Below are 17,173 nucleotides of genomic sequence, written 5' to 3'. Positions count from 1 at the left end.
CATGAAAAAAGACATTTTCATCTCCCTTGTTTTCAATGTGACCCGTCCGATGCAAACAGAAGAATTCCTTCTTCTATCGGATTTTCTCAATGCCCGCTATACGAACTCTGAAATCGTCATCTGCGATCCGCGCCGTCTGCTCAGCCGCAGCATATCGGAAACACTTTCTACCGTTCCCAGGCTGAGATACCTTCTTTTTTCCCACCATCTTGCCGACGACATTTCTCTCGCGGCCGGCATGGAAAATGCTATTGGCGACATCGTCATTCTGGCCGACAATGAAAATTTTTCCACGGACGCACTGGAACGGGGAGTAGATATCTGCTGTCAGGGAAGCGACATCGTCTGTGGATGTGCGGATGTAAGGAAAAATACCTGCTACAGAATAGGATCATTCATCTTCCGCAAGATTTTCGGCCATATAGTCAAATATGAAATCCCCCCAAACGATACCGGTTTCCGAGTCATCAGCCGTCGGGCAGTCAATGCCGTCATGGAAGCTTTCTATTTCCATCACATGCTCTCTTACTGCCTCTTCCGCACAGGGTACCCCACCAATATTGTAGAATACACATTGCCCGCAGCCATCAGTCGTCAAGAAGGCATTATCGACGGGTATATGAAGGGGATGAACATCATCATTTACAACTCCACGCGCCTTCTGCGGGCAGTCAACATTCTCGCATTGTTCACAAGTTTCATAGCTTTTCTCGTCGCCGTTTATTCCATTGCCATTCGCTTTTTTTCCGATCATGTCGTCGAAGGCTGGACCACGCTGATGCTTACCTTGTCCATCTTCTTCATCAGCCTTTTCCTTATTCTTACCATCCTGGGGGAATACATACTCAGGCTCGTCATCCTCAATGCCAATGCAGCCGCATACCATATCGTCCAGGAAAGACACTCCTCCGTCATGTTGGACATGCAGGCGCTCAATGTCAGGGAAGAAAGCCAAGGCAGCCATAACAATAAAGTTCAAACCGGCCGCGACCGCTAATCAACCTTCCAAGAATCAATATATCCCTCCTTACCGGCTCCGGAAAACTGCCTCCCATCTCATGCGGCAGAAATCAACCGTTCTCCTTCAGCCAACCCAGTTACAAAAGCCATGACCAGTTCTTCAGACCCGGAAAACACTCCAGACGACTCTATATCAGTTCATTCTTCCATACCGGGAGTCCCCGCTTTTACGGTTCAAAGCTATCAGACCAAACAAAGCAAGTACTGCATTCTCATCCCTATTATCAATGAAGGAGAACGCATCCATCACGAACTGGAAAGAGCCACGAACGCAAAGATTCCATCTTTTGGGGACATAATCATTTGTGATGGGGGGTCCACAGACGGATCTACGGAAGAACACCTTCTGCGTCAATACGGTGTCAACACGCTTCTTGTCAAAACAGGCCCCGGCAAGCAGGGAGCTCAGTTGCGCATGGGACTTTGGTGGGCTCTGCAACGCGGTTACGACGGGTTCATTACCATTGACGGAAATGACAAGGACAGCATCGAAGACGTACCTAAATTCATATCCAAGCTTCAGGAAGGTTTCGACTTCATTCAGGGCTCGCGTTTTAGGAGGGGGGGGAAGGCTATCAACACGCCTTTCATCCGCCATGTCGCCCTGAAATTCATGCACGCCCCTCTCATTTCCCTGAGCGCGGGTCAATGGTTTACCGATACAACCAACGCCTACCGGGCTTATTCCCGTCATTATCTCGAGCACCCCGAAGTACAGCCCTTCAGGGATATATTCCAAACCTACGAACTGCTTGCCTATCTTTCCGTACGTGCCTCACAGCTTGGCTTGAAAGCCTGTGAAATACCCGTTACACGCGCCTATCCTCCCAAAGGAAAGGTCCCCACCAAAATCAGCTTCTTCAAAGGCAACTTCAATCTGTTTGCCACCCTGGTGAAGAATCTTTTCCGGAAGTACCACCCATAAAAATCAGCCCCCTTGTAAATCATGGCTTCTACTTATCCCGCAAACGGTCAATTCGCCAAAAGTATATGCCGCTACTTCTTTGCATTCGCCGTCATTTGGGGCCTTCTCCTTTCCCTGTTCATTCATGAACTTCCCGTCCAAGGATATATAGCCATTTCCTTCATTGCTTTTCTTGCTGCGCATCAGATACATAAACGCTATCCGGCATTCATTGAAACTTCTTTTATTCCTTCCCTTTGGGGGGCGGTAGCTTTGGCTGCCTTCCCCTTCTTTCCTTCTTCGCTTCCCCTTTTTCAGGTATTCATCGTTCCCCTATGGCTGGTTGCCTACTACTTGAAGCAACATGCCCCTCTTAAAAAAATCATACCGTTTTCGGCACTGTCCTTTTTATGGGTCTTTTTCATTTCTGCGCTTTATGGACAGAATGTCTATTTCGATATATGGCAATTGTTTGATCTCTCAAAGTCATTTGAAAATGAATTTTACAAAATAAACTATATACGGCAAAATATTTATCCGACTTTCCAGGCAATCGGATTCCCTCCTCTTTACCCATTTCTCCTTTATATATTCAATCTTGTTTTTGAACAGCAAATCAACTCCTACCTGTACGTCAACTTTATATCCGTTTTCCTCTTTGCCTATTTCATACGGAAAATTTGTATTCTAAATACCAACGACTCCTCCCTGTGGGGAATCCTTGTTTTGGCTATTTTCTGTTTCAGTCAATTTTCCCTGGAAGTCTGCTGCGGAGGCACCACATCCTGGAGCCTCGTTTATATTTTAGGTACATTTTATTTTTATCTTGATAACCGGATCAACGGATTCAAACTTAGGAATTCTTTTTTCACAGGCTTATTCCTTGGTCTTGGCGTCATGAACCGGTTTGACTTTATCGGATTCGCCGGATTAATCATCATCTACTATTTGTTCGTCTGCCTCAAAAAAAGAAATATCAAAGCAATATCAGTACTTTCCCTGACTTTTCTTCTGACCATTTCCCCATGGATTTATTATTCCATACATCATTTTGATGTTATTTTCGTTACAGACAACGCCAGACGAATCTGGACCATTGAAGATACACGCCCTTCCACATTTTTCTGTGATAGCTGCCCTGCGCACACCATTCGCGACAATTTTTCCCTGTGGATGCAGGCTTTTCTGGTCCGCATGAAAAGTTCATGCACATCGCTGGTACACATGATCATCCCCGCGGCTTTTCTTCTCCTGGTATTCTATATTGGCTCCTTATTTTTAAGAAAATCAAAAACTTATATGGAACCATCCCCCATCCCTTCCGGAATATGGATCTTTTTCTGTATCATCCTCCTTTCACTTGCTCCGATTATCATTACCGGATACTCCGACTCCCGCTATCATGTTCCCTGGATTTATACGGCTCTCATTACCATTATTCTCTTCCGTTTCCGCTTCGCCTCGGGGGAAAAGGATATTAAATTTCAAACAACAAATATCTTCATCGCACTCACCATAGCCATCGCTGCACTTTATATCAATAGAGGGCAGTTGCGCTCCCTTCTGTCGCCCTTTGACAGAGCTGAATTAATGACCATCCCGGAACCTGTCGCCCGGCAAATGGACACTTATCTGAAGGGCAATAATCCTGAAAACAAAGTACTCATGATGGACAGAAACTCGGCAATGAGTATCGCCAGATTCGCCTCTCTCTCAGGAATCCCCTTCACTCTTTCCCCTTCCAATCTCGGAAAGAAAAACGCCGTTCCCTTCTTTAAGGAATACAATGTCGGATATATCTATTTGGAAAACCCCGAAATCCTCCACGTCCTGCAGGAAGAATGCGACATGGAGAAGACCCCTGTTCCTGGCCTGTGGCGCATCATGCCGCAACGTTGATTCACCATTCCCGCGGTGCGGCGTTATCTCAAAAAAACAAACGCCCCTCTTGTGTTTCGGCTTGCGTCAGAGGGTATTTGACTGTAGATTGTCGCATGGCAGATTTCCCTCTTGGATTAAGTTTTGACGACGTGCTCCTGCTGCCCCGCCTGAGCGCGATTCTTCCCGGTGATGCGGACATCAGTTCCCAGCTCGTTCCCGGATTCAACATGAAAATCCCCGTGCTTTCCGCGGCCATGGACACCGTTTCCGAATCGGAACTGGCCATTGCCCTGGCACGTGAAGGCGGCCTCGCCGTCATCCACCGCAACAATCCCATCGACATCCAGGCGGCCATGGTCTCCCGCGTGAAACGGTTTGAGAACGCTGTCATCCCGAATCCCGTCACGGTGAGCAAGGACATGACGCTTGAAGAAGTCCACCACGTCATGATGGACCAGGGTTACTCCGGCTTCCCCGTAGTAGATGCCAACCGAAAGCTGGAAGGCATCGTCACCGGCCGCGATATGCGCGGAGTGGACGATTACGAACACGTGCTGGTGAAGGATGTGATGACCCCTCTTTCCCGCCTGATTACCGCCGCCCCCAGCACCACTATTGAAGAAGCCCGCCACATCCTTTACACGCACCGCATTGAAAAACTCCCCCTCGTGGATGAAAACGGCGTTCTTGCCGGCCTGATCACGGAAACGGACATCCAGAAGCGTGCCATGTTTGCGGACGCCTCCAAGGACGACCACGGCCATCTGCGCTGCGGCGCTGCCGTAGGCGTAGGCCCCGACTACCTGGACCGGGCCAAGGCCCTGGTCGCCGCAGGGGCTGACGCCCTGTTCATCGACGCCGCCACAGGCCATACCACACGCGTGATGGATGTGGTTTCCAATCTCCGCAAGCTGACGGACCGCCCCATCGTGGCCGGCAACGTAGTCACTGCGGAAGGCGCTTCCGACCTGATCAAGGCGGGCGTCCAAGCCATCAAGGTGGGCGTGGGTCCCGGCTCCATCTGCACCACCCGCGTCATTTCCGGCGTGGGGATGCCCCAGTTTACCGCCATTAAGGAAGTAGCTTCCGTGGCCCGCCCCGCAGGCGTAACCGTCATTGCGGACGGCGGCATCCGCTATTCCGGAGACATTGTAAAGGCCCTGGCGGCCGGCGCCGACCTGGTGATGCTGGGCGGGCTGCTGGCAGGCACGGAGGAAAGCCCCGGCAAGGTAGTCCATTACCAGGGACGCCACTTCAAACAATACCGCGGCATGGGTTCCCTCGGAGCCATGCGCCGCGGCTCCGGCGACCGGTACGGGCAGAACAGCTCCGGCAAGCTCGTTGCGGAGGGCGTGGAAGCCCGCGTCCCGTACAAGGGCATGCTGGCGGACGTCGTCTTTCAGCTCATGGGCGGCCTGCGTTCCGGCATGGGCTACCTGGGCGCCCGCAACCTGCAGGAGCTCCGGGAAAAGGCCCGGTTCGTCCAGATCACGTCCGGCGGCCTGAAGGAAAGCCACCCCCACGACATCACCATCACGGAAGAACCTATCAACTATTCCTGCTAAAACCTCTCTCATGGACGACAAACATCTCGTAGCCGTCATCGACTTCGGCTCCCAATACACCCAGCTCATCGTGCGCCGCGTGCGCGAACTGGGCTACATGGCCAAACTGTACGCTCTGGAAGACCTGGACCAAATCCACGAACCCGGAGCCGTCATCCTTTCCGGCGGCCCCAAAAGCACGACGGACGCAGACGCGCCGGATATCGACTTCAACTGGCTCCAGAGCCTGAACGTTCCCGTTCTGGGCGTATGCTACGGCATGCAGCTTCTCAACATCAAGCACGGCGGGAGTGTCAAGGCCAGCAACAAGCGGGAATACGGCCCCGCCGCCCTCATTCCGGAATCCCTCACGGGTCTGTATCAGGACATGTCCCCTTCCTCCCAGGTATGGATGAGCCATTCGGACACGGTGGACCATCTGGCGGAAGGCTGCCGGGTCATCGCCCGCAATGCGGAAGGAATTCCTGTCTCCCTGCAATGGGGGGAAACCACCTTCGGCATCCAGTTCCACCCGGAAGTGACCCACTCCCATGAAGGGCGGACCATTCTGCGCAACTTCCTTTCCTGCGCCGCCAATCTGAAAAAATTCGACATCGGCGACTTCAAAAGGGAACTCATCCGTGAAATTCGCGAACGCGTGGGCGACAAGCAGGTCGTCTGCGGCGTTTCCGGCGGCGTGGACAGCACCGTGCTGGCCGTTCTGCTGCATGAAGCCGGGGTAAACATGCGCGCCATCTTCGTGGACAATGGCCTTCTGCGGAAAAACGAGGCGGATGAAGTCCGCGCCAACTTCGCACGCATGGGTGTCAAGATTGAAACGGTGGACGCCTCCGAACGCTTCCTGACGGCCCTGGCCGGAGAGGGAGACCCGGAAAAAAAGCGCCGCATCATCGGCGGCCTGTTCATTGACGTATTCTGGGATGCCGTGGGCAATGCGGAAATGCTTGCCCAGGGAACCCTGTATCCGGACGTGATTGAAAGCGCCTCCAACGCCAAATCCAAGGCTTCCGTCATCAAGACGCACCACAACCGCGTGGAACGCGTGCTGGAGCTTCAGGCGCAGGGGAAGGTACTGGAACCCCTGGCGGAACTGTTCAAGGACGAGGTCCGCGAACTGGGAGCCTCCATGGGCATCCCCCACGACATTCTGTGGCGCCACCCCTTCCCCGGCCCCGGCCTGGCCGTGCGCTGCCCCGGCGTGGTCACCAGGGACCGGCTGGACATCATCCGGGAATGCGACGCCATCTTCATCGGCAACCTGAAAAAATACGGCTGGTATGAAAAAGTCTGGCAGGCCTATGCCGGCCTCATTCCCGTCAAGACGGTGGGCGTCAAGGGGGATGAACGTTCCTACGAATGGGCCACCAATCTGCGCGCCATCGTGTCGGAAGACGCCATGACGGCGGACTGGGTGGAACTGCCTGCCGCCCTGCTGCGTGAAACCAGCAACCGCATCCTCAATGAAGTAAAGGGCATCAACCGCGTCCTTTATGATATTTCCACGAAGCCTCCGGCCTCCATCGAGTGGGAATAAAGGCTCTACTGTCCCGCCGCCGCCCGTGCGGCAGGGTGCAGCCCCTCTCTTCAACCAGACAATCATGAAACTGACATGAAGACCGAATTGGAAAAATGCATGGCGGGTGAATGGTATGATTGCCATGACAAGGTGTTCCTCGAATTCAAGAGCAAAACCCACCGCCTGTTGATGAAGTACAATTCCCTGCCTTACGACCGGAAGGAGGAAAAATACGAGGTGCTGAAGGAAATGTTCGGCAGCATCGGAACCAAAGTCTCCATCGGCCACTCGTTCATCTGCGACTACGGCTGCAACATCCACATCGGGAACAACGTCACGGTCAATACGGGATGCACTTTCGTGGACTGCAACAAAATCACCATCGGGAACAATGTCCTGATAGCCCCGAACGTCCAAATATATACGGCTACGCATCCCATTGATCTGAATGAACGCCTCGCCCCTGTTGAAACGGATGACGGAGTTGACTACATACGCCGTACATTCGCCCTCCCGGTGACGATAGAAGACGGCTGCTGGATCGGGGGCGGTGTCATTATTCTGCCCGGAATCACGATTGGAAAAGGCAGCGTCATCGGCGCCGGCAGCGTGGTCACCAAAAACATTCCGCCTGACAGCCTGGCCGCCGGGAATCCCTGCAAAGTTATCCGTAAAATCAACGGGAACCCCGGACAATGATTAAATTGATAGCATTTGATCTGGACGGCACGATAGGGGAAACAATCCCCATGTGCATCAAGGCGTTCAAGCAGGCGGTTTCACCATACGCGGGCCATGTGCTGAGCGAACGGGAAATTGTGCAGACCTTCGGCTTGAATGAAGAGGGAATGATCAAAATGGTTGCCGGAGAAAAATGGCAGGAGGCGCTTCATGACTTTTATCCGATTTATGAAAGGATGCATGAGGAATGCCCCAAACCCTATGAGGACATTTGTGAATTGATAAAAACGCTGCGGGCCGCTGGGATACTGGTTGCCCTGATCACAGGCAAGGGAGAAAAAAGCTGCATGATCACGCTTGAAAAATTCGGCATGCAGAACCTGTTCTGTTCCATCAAGACAGGATCGGAAGACAAGCCGAACAAGGCGGACGCCATCACGGAACTGCTGCACTTTTACCAACTCAACGAAGAGGAATTCTGTTATGTGGGAGACACGGTCTCCGATGTCGCCGCATGCAGAACCGCGGGCGTAACCTGCCTGTCCGCTGCCTGGAGTGCAGGCGCAGACGTTGCCGCCTTGAAAGAGGCCAACCCTTCCAAGGTATTTTCCAGTGTCAAAGACCTGTTGCATTTTTTGTGTTGAATGCCGGATGATGTGTCGTTAAACCATCCCCCGACGCCAGTTTCCGTCCATTTCCCCCACAAAAATCCCCGCCATGGACACCAGCTCCATCATCGTCGCCTCCTTTCTCTCCACTATTCCTGTTTACCTCTTCTTTGCCACGGGGTTTTACCTGCGGCACAAGCAGGTTATCCAGGCGGACCACGACGCCCCCATCATGCGACTGGCCATGGACGTAGCCTACCCGTGCCTGGTCTTCCACAGCATCATGAAATACATGGTGCTCTCCGGCAATGAAACGCTCAGCAGCGTCTCCTTCTCCCTCCAGGCCATAGGTGCGGGCGCTTTGGAGCTCCTGCTCGGCATTGCGGCGGCATGGCTGGTAGCCAAAATGCTCCGCATGCGCATCGGCACCGGTCTGCGCACCTTCACCCTGACGGCAGGGGTGCAAAACTACGCCTTCTTCGTCATCCCCATCATCCAGATGCTGTTCACGGCCAGCAATGACCCCACACTGGGCATTCTCTTCGTCCACAACGTGGGGTGTGAACTGGTGGTTTGGAGCATTGGCGTCATCATCATTGCCGGAGGTCCCGGCAACCTGAACATGGGCGTCTTCTTCCGCGGTCCCCTGCTGGCTGTCATCGTAGGCCTGACACTCGCATGGTCCGGCCTGGGAGCCTACGTCGCCCAGGCGCCCCTGATGAAAGCCCTGGAAATGATCGGCAACTGCGCCACCCCCCTCTGCCTGATCCTGTTCGGCTGTTCCATGCGGGACCTGTGGCACAACATGAAATGGGAGCCCAAGCCTATCGTCTGCGGCCTTCTGACACGCCTGGGACTGGCCCCGGCCCTGCTCCTGCTCATGGCGTACTTCCTTCCGGTTGACGACTACATCAAGCGGGTAATCGTCATCCAGGCAGCCATTCCCTCCGCTGTCATTCCGGTCATTCTGGCCAAACGGTTCGGCGGCCATCCGGACCTGGGCACGCAAATCCTGCTGACCACCACCGTAGCCTCCTTCCTGACACTGCCCTGCTGGCTCACCCTGGGGTCCATGCTGGTGGTTCCCTTATATTGATCCTGCCAGTGGTGGACGGTACTCACCATTCCCGTGCCGCCATCCTGGATATTGTTCGCCTTTCAACCTTCATTCCCCGTCCGGCTCTGTAAACCGCCTCCAGTCCGGAGCCACTGACCGCCTGTCACGTCCGGAACGGCAGGGGCACCCGGCGGAAGGGAAAAACCGCCCCAATTCCCTCTATCCGCAAACCATGGCCCGGAGGGAGCCCTACCTTTGTGTTGACTCTCCAGGCGGATATGTATTGAATGTGCTTCATGAGATTCCCTGCCCTCTTTTGCATCGCGGCCACGGTTCCGCTTCTGTTTTCCTGTGCAGGGAAAATCACCACGATTGAACACGTGAGGGAAGTGCCTTTGAAAACCACGTCACTCCCGTCGGAAGACGTGGGCATGCACCGTTCCCAGGCTACTTTCCTGCTGTACGGAGCCGTTTCGAACAAGGAACGCGTCCAGCGCCAGGGCCAGTACTACTTCGTCACCTGGTATGATGCGGATCCGGACCAGGCGGTCACGCTGGTCATGATGTACCGCCAGGGAAAAACGGGATCCAGAATCCTGACCAAATCCATTTCCTACCCTGCCGGGCGGAAAGGCGGCACGCAATCCCCCGTCTTTGAATTCATTGGGGACGATGCCAAGGAAAACGGCCAGATACTGGCGTGGAAACTGCTCCTGAAGGACCAAAACGGCAAAACCCTGTCGGAACGCCATTCCTACCTTTGGAACGATAAAGTTTAACCCTCCGGCTCCTCGCCGAAGGGTTAATAATAAAACTGGAATCGGAACGGCCTCTCCGTCAAAAGACGAAAAACTGCCGGCTCTCTCCGGCTTTTGCCGTTCACCCGCCTCTTTTCATCCTGCCGCGGGAGGCATCAGGCTTCCTGACGCTTCGCGCGGCGCGTACGGACGGCGGCGGCGAGGTTTTCCAATACTTCCACCGTCGTGTCCCATCCGATGCACTGGTCCGTGATGCTTTTGCCGTACACCAGATCTGAACTCAAAGGCTGGGCTCCCTCTACGAGATTGCTTTCAATCATCACGGCCGCCACCTGGTCGGAACCTTCGGCAATCTGCTTGGCGATAGCGGCGGCAACGCCCGGCTGGTTGCGGTAATCCTTGCAGCTGTTCCCGTGGGAGCAGTCAACCATGATGCGGTTGTTGATACCGGCCTTCTGCAAAGCTTCCCCGGCATCCTTCACATGCATCTCATCGAAATTCGGGCCCAGAGAAGAACCGCGCAAAATCAGGTGGCAGGACTTGTTGCCCGTCGTGGAGACAATGGCTGAAACACCCTGCTTGGTCACGGAAAGGAAGCAATGCGGGCAGGAGGAGGAAATGATGGCGTCCACCGCTATTTGAAGGCTCCCGCTGGTGCCGTTCTTGAACCCCACGGGCATGGACAGGCCGGAGGCCAGCTCACGGTGCACCTGGCTTTCCGTCGTGCGTGCGCCGATGGCGCCCCACGTGATGAGGTCCGCAATGTACTGGGGCGTGATGGTGTCCAGGAACTCCGTTGCGGCAGGCACGCCCATGTCTCCCAGGCGGAGCAGAAGGCCGCGCGCCATGTGCAATCCACGGTTGATGTCAAACGTGTGGTTCATGAACGGATCATTAATCAGCCCCTTCCAGCCTACCGTAGTACGGGGCTTTTCAAAATACACGCGCATGATGATCACCAGATCCTTCTCAAAGCGCACCATCTGCTCCTTGAGACGGGCGGCATAATCCACCGCTGCCTGGGGATCGTGGATGGAGCACGGCCCCACCACCACCAGCAGGCGGTCGTCATGGCCGGAAATGATGTTCTCCGCATTCTTACGTGTCGTAGCCACCATCTTCGCGATCTCCGTGGTCGCCGGATAATCCTTGATCAGGATGGCGGGGGAAATCAGGGGCTCGATGTCTTGAATGCGTACGTCGTCTGTTTTGAACCAGTTCATGTCTGGGACTTATTGAGGGGTTTTTGACAGGGGTTGAAAAGAAAAAAATACGGTTTGGAGCCAGTATGCCTGAATAATCGCAGGGCCTTCCGGCGGCATGCCGGAAAGCCCTTTTAAAAAGAATGAACCCATTCGGAAACGAACGGATCACGAATGCGTTACCAGGACGTTACATTGTCATCCGTAAATTCCTGATTGTTGATATGTCCGTCTTCCGTGCTGCCCTGCTTGTCCTTGCCCACGCTGTAAACGGCCACGTTCTTGGTAACCATGCGGGAACCCACCTGGACGCGGGGGGAACGGTCGTCCGGATTGGCGTTCAGAACAATGTGGTAGGGAGATTCCCATGGGTCTATCAGGCTCACACGCCCGCGGCTCTCAAAAAACAGGCCGGGAGCGCCTTCCACGTCCGTGGTGGTGGTGTTGAAGTAGGCAGTCTTCTTGGGATTGAGCTTCCTGTCTTCATCTCCACGGTCCATGTAATTCGTCAGAATGCTCATGATGCGGCTGTCATCGTCCAGGGCGGTGGTCAGATAATACTGGCCGTCCTTGCGGGCCTTCCTGCTCATTTCCCGGCCGGTCCAGGCTACGGGGGGCCGGCCGTTGTCCATCATGTAATTTTCTATGGCTGTCTGCAATCCGTTGCAGTCGCTCCGCGCCGTGGTAATGCGGGATTTTTCCATCACGCCGTTCACCACGATCATGGAGATGCCGGCCAGCGTCAGGATAATGGCAATCACCACGAGCAATTCAATCAGCGTGAATCCCTTGGATTTACGGTTCAGAAAAGGTGCTTTCATACTTTGCCAAGAGTACCGCAATTACGATTGAGGGCAAGCGGAAAACTTGCCGGGCGCCCAATTTCAAAAGGCGCTTCCCGGCTATCCGGAAACACGCGCCGTTGCCTTATGCAAAAACATCCCGGGCAGACAAAAATCATGCCGGGGATATTTGGAAAAGCAAACTTCTATTGCTGGGGCGCCGGAGGCGTTTCGGGAGCCGGAGCCTCGGGAGTACCGGAAACGGGCGTTTCACTGGCCGCCGCCGCTTCAGCCTCTGCGGCGCGTCTGCGCAATTCCTCCTGCTGAAGCTCTTCCGGAGTCTTGACGGGAACGGAAGCTTCCTGCTTGGCGGCGGCTTCCTGCATTTCCGGACTCAGCAGACTTTCGGAACTCTTGACATGCTGGCGGTTGATCAGCATGGCCAGCACCAGGCAAAGAAGCATGAATGCGGACCCAAAATAAACCGTAGCCTTTTTCAGCACGTCCGTCGTGCGGGCCCCAAAAGCCTGGTCCGTAATGGCCGCGCCGAAGGCCGCGCCCAGGCCCTCCTGCTTGGGTCTCTGCATAAGTACCACGCCCAGAAGAAGAAGGGATACAACGATCAGAACGGCAAAAAGCAACTGAATGCTGATATTGAGTGAATCTGCTAGAAAAAGGTTCATGAGCGCGGGGAGTATGTGTGAATTCGAATGGTTTGTAAAGTCTAGGAAATGATTTCGTTATGCTCGTTGCAGACGATTTTCTTAGGAACAATGGGCTTGTCGGACAGGGCAAAGCTCATAATCACCACGCGTTCCCCCGTCTTGATCAGGTGGGCGGCGCCTCCGTTCATGATAATATTCCCCGTTCCCGCCGGGCCCTGCAAGGCGTATGTTTCCAAACGATTGCCGGACGTGACGGAGGCCACGAGCACTTTCTCCCCGGGCCACAAATCCACCGCCGCCATCAGATCGGCAGGAATCTCGATGCTGCCTTCATACTGAACATCGCCGCGGGTAATCATGGCACGATGGATTTTTGATTTTAACTGCTCAACCAACATGACGTGCGAACACAAAACCCCCGATCGCCCCCGCGGTCAAGCCGACATCCTTCATTTTACAGTTTTTTGTGTCTTACTCTGCCCGTTCTAGCACTTCCGCGGCCTGCCGGGCATCCAGCGCAAGCTGGCTTTTCAAGGCGTCCAGGGAAGGGAATTTGGCTTCCGGCCTCAGAAACCGTACGGGCGTCACCTCCATCTGCGCTCCGTAAATATCCCCCGGCTGGCCGAACAGATGGGTTTCCAGCAGAAGCTCACCCGCTTCTCCTTCCACGGTGGGGCGTATTCCCAGATTGGCCACGCCGCCGTAACCCGTTCCGTTCACGCGGGCGCGGACGGCGTAAACTCCCTGGGGGGGCAGCAACTCGGTGCCGGGCCTCATGTTGGCCGTGGGGTAATCCAGCAAACGCCCCAGCTGGCGGCCATGAATCACCGTTCCCTGCCAGCGGAAGGGACGCCCCAGCAGCCGCATTGCCAGAGGAAAGTTTCCGAGCCGCACGGCCTCCCGGATGCGGGTACTGCTGACCCGCTCCCCATCGCGCAGAATGGCGGGAATGGCCGTCACCTTGAACCCGTAATGTTCTCCCAGGCTGCGCAAAGTTCCCACATCGCCCGCACGGTCGCGTCCAAAATGCCAGTCCTCGCCCACGGCAACCTCAGCCACCCGGCAGGACGAACACAATTCCCCGATGAACTCTTCCGGGCTCATGGACGCCAGCGCCGCGGAAAACTCCAGGCTCAGCACCATCTCCACGCCCATTTCTTCCAGCAGGGCGAACTTCTCATGGTCCGCGGCCATAATGGCTGCCGGAACCTCCTCCGGACGGACGTGTGCCAGCGGATGACGGCGAAACGTCAGTACAGCGGGAATTCCGCCGTTCCTACGGGCGCCTTCCACCGCAGCGCCAATCACCGCCGCATGGCCGACATGCAGCCCGTCAAACATCCCCATGGCCCAGTGCACGGGGGAGGACACGTCCTTCAATTGCTTGAACTCCTGGTAAACAAACATGCTTTTACTTGGCAATCAGGATGGCCGCCAGTTCCTCCAGGGAAAGCATTGCCCGGAACAACTCCTCCCTGGGCGCGGTTTTCAGGGTTTCCACCGTAATGGCCCGGTCCAGCGTAAAGCGGCCGGACTGTGTGCGCCGCAAGGCGCTCAAATGGGCCCCGCAGCCCAGCGCCTTTCCTATATCATAGGCATAGGAACGCACGTAAAAACCCTTGGAGCACTGAACGGTGAAATCCACTTCCGGAATGGCCATGCGGGTAATCCGGTGGCCGAAAACCTCTACGGGCCGCGGTTCACGGACAACCTCCTGCCCCTTGCGCGCCAGCTTGTACAGCGGCACGCCGTCCTTCTTGATAGCGGACACCATGGGAGGAATCTGCTCAAACTGCCCGTCAAACCGGTCAAAGGCATCCCTCACCGCCTCATCGGTAACACCTTCCACGGAATACTCCGCCACCACTTCCCCCATGGCATCCTGGGAGGAAGTCTCCACGCCCAGCGTCAGCGTACCAGCGTATTCCTTGTGTTCGCACATCAGTTTGTCCTGAAGCTTGGTGGCCTTTCCCACCACCAACATCAACAGCCCCGTAGCCATGGGGTCCAGCGTGCCGCAGTGCCCGATCTTCTTGATCCCCAGGGACCGGCGCGCAATCGCCACGACATCGTGGGAAGTCATGTCCTGCTCCTTGTCGATCAGCAGCACGCCTGACGGAGTTTGTATGGAATCGGAATTATTCATGAAATCTGCTGTTGGAGCACGCGTTCCACTTCCGCCTGCATGGCCTCCAGAACAACGAAGCGCACTTCCTCAACCGGCCCCCTGATGCGCACTCCGGCAGCCATCGCATGGCCGCCGCCTCCAAAGCGGGAAGCCAGCTCGGCCACGGAAATTTCCGGTACCTTGGACCTCAGGGAAATGCGGATGCGCGGATCGTCCTCGGACTCCTCCAAATAAGCGGCCAGCCAGACGCCCTGAACGGAACGCAGCAAATCGATCAATCCTTCCGTATCTTCCGGGCGGCAGCCTATCCGGGCCTTGGCCTCATTCGTCAGGCAAAAAGTGCAAATCCTGCCGTCCGGCGTCAACTGCATGCCATTGAGCACTTCACGGAACAACTGCATCTTCACCCACGGTTTCTCCTGATAGAGCTGGCGGTTGATATCCTGCACATTGACTCCCATCCGGATCAGGTCCGCCGCCAGTTCCATCACGGCGGCGGTCGTCATCTGGTACTGGAAAGACCCCGTGTCCGTGCTGACGGCCACATAAAGGGCATCGCGCATCACCGGAGTAAAGGGAATTCCCAGGTACTTGAAAAAATAATAAAGCACCGCCCCCGTGGCGCATTCATCCGGCAGAACGCACTGCACGTCCCCAAACCTCTCATTGGTCTGGTGGTGGTCGATGTTCGCCCACACCTTGGCTCCGGCCAGGGCACGCAGGCTCCGTTCCCCCAGGCGTTTCAAGGCGCCGTTATCCACGGAAATGGCCACTTCCGCATCCACCGGCTCGTCAGGCGTGGAAATAATGTCCTCCACGCCGGGAAGAAAGGCCAGGCTGGCAGGAACGCCGTCCTCATTCATCATGACCACGTGCTTGCCCATGTTCTTCAGGGCATTCCCCAGAGCCAGCGTGGAGCCGATGGCGTCCCCGTCCGGATGGATATGCGCCACTACCGCAAAGCTGTCATAATTGCGGATCAAGTCCGCCAAAGGCGCAAATTCGGGACAATGTTTCCAATCTTCCATATGGTCTGCCCCGTTTGTATAGAAAAAGCCGCACCTGGACAATCACCAAGTGCGGCTTGAAAAGTTGTGTCAATCCCTGAAGAGGATTACTTCTTGGACTTCATGACCATGGGGACAATCTCGGTGCCCGGCTGGTTCAGGTCGTTGAACTTGGGAAGGGGAGTCAGAGGCGGAGCGCCCTGATCCTGGCAGCAGCAGGAAGCCATGATGCTTGCCGCGAAAGCGGAAAGAGCCAGAATGGTAATCTTCTTCATATGCGTGGTTAAATGATGGGTGATAAAGGATATGGAAATATCTTGGAGCATAAAAGCACACCATCCGGGCGGCCGTCAATCAAATTTGATAAAATCTGTCCCCGGAACTCCTTCCGGCGGGAAACCCGGACGGAAACGGATGGCCCAGCAAAGAGCAAGACACATAAATCTCTCGCCTCCCGGCAGAGAAAGGTATAATATTTGCAAAGCCGTTTTTGCTATGCCCTTCTCCGTCAGAATACTCCGGTTTTTCGGCATCCTGCTGCTGGGTGTTTGCGCGCTGGGGGTAGCCGGCATAACCTGGGCTTATCTGATTGAGCCCAACCTGTTGTTCGTCCGGCAAGTGGCTTACCGCATTCCCCAGTGGAATGGCCGCGGCAGACCCCTGAAAATCGTTGTCGCGGGGGACTTCCATTTCATGCCCACCCCATTTGACGAAGTGAGAGCCCTGCGCTACGTTCAGAGAATCATGCAGCTCAAGCCGGACCTGATCCTGCTGGTGGGGGATTATGCCCGCGGCTCCAGTAAAAACGCCAGCATGAGCCCGCAAAAGGCGGCCCAGCTCCTCCAGGGGCTGGAAGCTCCCTGCGGAGTATTCGTGATTCAGGGCAACCATGACTTCACGTTTGGGTGGAACAACTGGAAAAAGGAACTGACCCGGATAGGCTTCAGAATTCTTGCCGACAAAAGCGTTCTCATCACGCTTAACGACGGGCGCAGACTCCAGCTTTCCGGGCTTCGGGAATCCTTCCGCTACTCAAAAAAGCAACTCCCGCAGCGGCATTCCCCGAACATCCCCCACATCGTGCTGTGCCACCGGCCGGAAATCGACTGCATCCTTTCAGAAGGGGACGCGGACTTCATTATCAGCGGCCATACCCACGGCGGCCAGATACGCCTCCCTTTCAATCTGCTATGGTTTGAAGCCAGTCCGGACCATACCCAGCCCTATACCTACCCCTGGCACATTTCCGCCGGAAACAAATATCTGATCACCAAAGGCCTGGGCACCAGCACGCTCCCCCTGCGCTTCAACTGCCCGCCGGAAATCTACCTGCTGACCTTGCACTAACGGCGGCAACCCGTCTCCGCATGGCGGCAAACAGCCGCAGATCTGTTTTTCA

At 55.3% G+C, this 17,173-nt stretch carries 18 protein-coding genes; 10 read left to right on the top strand and 8 right to left on the bottom strand.

Going from position 1 to position 17,173, the window contains the following annotated elements; genetic code table 11:
• Position 1 precedes the first annotated feature (1 nt).
• From OQH67_RS05470 to OQH67_RS05430, 9 genes are all read left to right on the top strand, one after another.
• Positions 2 to 997, top strand: a complete 996-nt coding sequence (locus tag OQH67_RS05470; RefSeq protein WP_215435516.1) for a glycosyltransferase family protein — start codon at positions 2 to 4, stop codon at positions 995 to 997.
• A 111-nt stretch (positions 998 to 1,108) separates the two neighbouring features.
• Entirely contained in the window at positions 1,109 to 1,945 is an 837-nt protein-coding gene (locus tag OQH67_RS05465) for a glycosyltransferase family 2 protein (protein WP_215435517.1), read from the top strand.
• A gap of 21 nt (positions 1,946 to 1,966) precedes the next feature.
• Positions 1,967 to 3,823 carry a hypothetical protein gene (locus tag OQH67_RS05460; RefSeq protein ID WP_215435518.1) on the top strand — a complete coding sequence of 619 codons (1,857 nt, stop codon included), beginning with the start codon at positions 1,967 to 1,969 and terminating at the stop codon, positions 3,821 to 3,823.
• Between the two features lie 95 nt (positions 3,824 to 3,918).
• Positions 3,919 to 5,370, top strand: a complete 1,452-nt coding sequence (gene guaB, locus OQH67_RS05455) for an IMP dehydrogenase (RefSeq protein WP_130084132.1) — start codon at positions 3,919 to 3,921, stop codon at positions 5,368 to 5,370.
• Between the two features lie 10 nt (positions 5,371 to 5,380).
• The gene (guaA, locus tag OQH67_RS05450) at positions 5,381 to 6,904 is read left to right on the top strand and encodes a glutamine-hydrolyzing GMP synthase (protein WP_215435519.1); all 1,524 of its coding nucleotides are present in this window, start codon (positions 5,381 to 5,383) and stop codon (positions 6,902 to 6,904) included.
• A 75-nt stretch (positions 6,905 to 6,979) separates the two neighbouring features.
• The gene (locus OQH67_RS05445; protein WP_215435520.1) at positions 6,980 to 7,585 is read left to right on the top strand and encodes a sugar O-acetyltransferase; all 606 of its coding nucleotides are present in this window, start codon (positions 6,980 to 6,982) and stop codon (positions 7,583 to 7,585) included.
• Positions 7,582 to 8,211 carry an HAD family hydrolase gene (locus OQH67_RS05440; RefSeq protein WP_215435521.1) on the top strand — a complete coding sequence of 210 codons (630 nt, stop codon included), beginning with the start codon at positions 7,582 to 7,584 and terminating at the stop codon, positions 8,209 to 8,211. The genes OQH67_RS05445 and OQH67_RS05440 overlap by 4 nt, the downstream gene beginning before the upstream one ends.
• 73 nt (positions 8,212 to 8,284) lie before the next feature.
• Positions 8,285 to 9,271 carry an AEC family transporter gene (locus OQH67_RS05435; RefSeq protein ID WP_215435522.1) on the top strand — a complete coding sequence of 329 codons (987 nt, stop codon included), beginning with the start codon at positions 8,285 to 8,287 and terminating at the stop codon, positions 9,269 to 9,271.
• Positions 9,272 to 9,528: 257 nt separating this feature from the next.
• On the top strand, positions 9,529 to 10,011 hold the full coding sequence (locus OQH67_RS05430) for a hypothetical protein (protein ID WP_215435523.1): 483 nt from the start codon (positions 9,529 to 9,531) through the stop codon (positions 10,009 to 10,011).
• 134 nt (positions 10,012 to 10,145) lie between these two features.
• Here OQH67_RS05430 and OQH67_RS05425 read toward each other — a convergent pair whose 3' ends face one another.
• From OQH67_RS05425 to OQH67_RS05390, 8 genes are all read right to left on the bottom strand, one after another.
• Complete coding sequence (locus tag OQH67_RS05425; RefSeq protein WP_067569344.1) at positions 10,146 to 11,213, bottom strand: 3-deoxy-7-phosphoheptulonate synthase; 1,068 nt, start codon at positions 11,211 to 11,213, stop codon at positions 10,146 to 10,148.
• A gap of 158 nt (positions 11,214 to 11,371) precedes the next feature.
• Positions 11,372 to 12,013 carry a type II secretion system protein gene (locus tag OQH67_RS05420; protein WP_215435524.1) on the bottom strand — a complete coding sequence of 214 codons (642 nt, stop codon included), beginning with the start codon at positions 12,011 to 12,013 and terminating at the stop codon, positions 11,372 to 11,374.
• A 167-nt stretch (positions 12,014 to 12,180) separates the two neighbouring features.
• Positions 12,181 to 12,657, bottom strand: a complete 477-nt coding sequence (gene secG, locus OQH67_RS05415; protein ID WP_082770191.1) for a preprotein translocase subunit SecG — start codon at positions 12,655 to 12,657, stop codon at positions 12,181 to 12,183.
• Positions 12,658 to 12,698: 41 nt separating this feature from the next.
• Positions 12,699 to 13,037 (bottom strand): aspartate 1-decarboxylase, encoded by a 339-nt coding sequence (locus tag OQH67_RS05410; protein WP_067569353.1) that lies wholly within the window; start codon positions 13,035 to 13,037, stop codon positions 12,699 to 12,701.
• Positions 13,038 to 13,110: 73 nt separating this feature from the next.
• Positions 13,111 to 14,046, bottom strand: coding sequence for a riboflavin biosynthesis protein RibF (gene ribF / locus OQH67_RS05405; RefSeq protein ID WP_215435525.1), 936 nt, complete (start codon positions 14,044 to 14,046; stop codon positions 13,111 to 13,113).
• 4 nt (positions 14,047 to 14,050) lie between these two features.
• Positions 14,051 to 14,785, bottom strand: coding sequence for a tRNA pseudouridine(55) synthase TruB (gene truB, locus OQH67_RS05400; RefSeq protein ID WP_215435526.1), 735 nt, complete (start codon positions 14,783 to 14,785; stop codon positions 14,051 to 14,053).
• Positions 14,782 to 15,795 (bottom strand): DHH family phosphoesterase, encoded by a 1,014-nt coding sequence (locus tag OQH67_RS05395; protein WP_215719873.1) that lies wholly within the window; start codon positions 15,793 to 15,795, stop codon positions 14,782 to 14,784. Before OQH67_RS05395 ends, truB begins: the two co-directional genes overlap by 4 nt.
• Positions 15,796 to 15,881: 86 nt before the next feature.
• On the bottom strand, positions 15,882 to 16,049 hold the full coding sequence (locus OQH67_RS05390; protein WP_156469858.1) for a hypothetical protein: 168 nt from the start codon (positions 16,047 to 16,049) through the stop codon (positions 15,882 to 15,884).
• 220 nt (positions 16,050 to 16,269) lie between these two features.
• Here OQH67_RS05390 and OQH67_RS05385 point away from each other — a divergent pair, with 220 nt between their 5' ends.
• Positions 16,270 to 17,121, top strand: coding sequence for a metallophosphoesterase (locus OQH67_RS05385; RefSeq protein ID WP_215435528.1), 852 nt, complete (start codon positions 16,270 to 16,272; stop codon positions 17,119 to 17,121).
• Positions 17,122 to 17,173 lie beyond the last annotated feature (52 nt).

The sequence above is a fragment of the Akkermansia biwaensis genome (assembly GCF_026072915.1).
Classification (GTDB): Bacteria; Verrucomicrobiota; Verrucomicrobiia; order Verrucomicrobiales; family Akkermansiaceae; genus Akkermansia; species Akkermansia biwaensis.
This window is presented reverse-complemented; position numbering and strand designations above follow the sequence as displayed.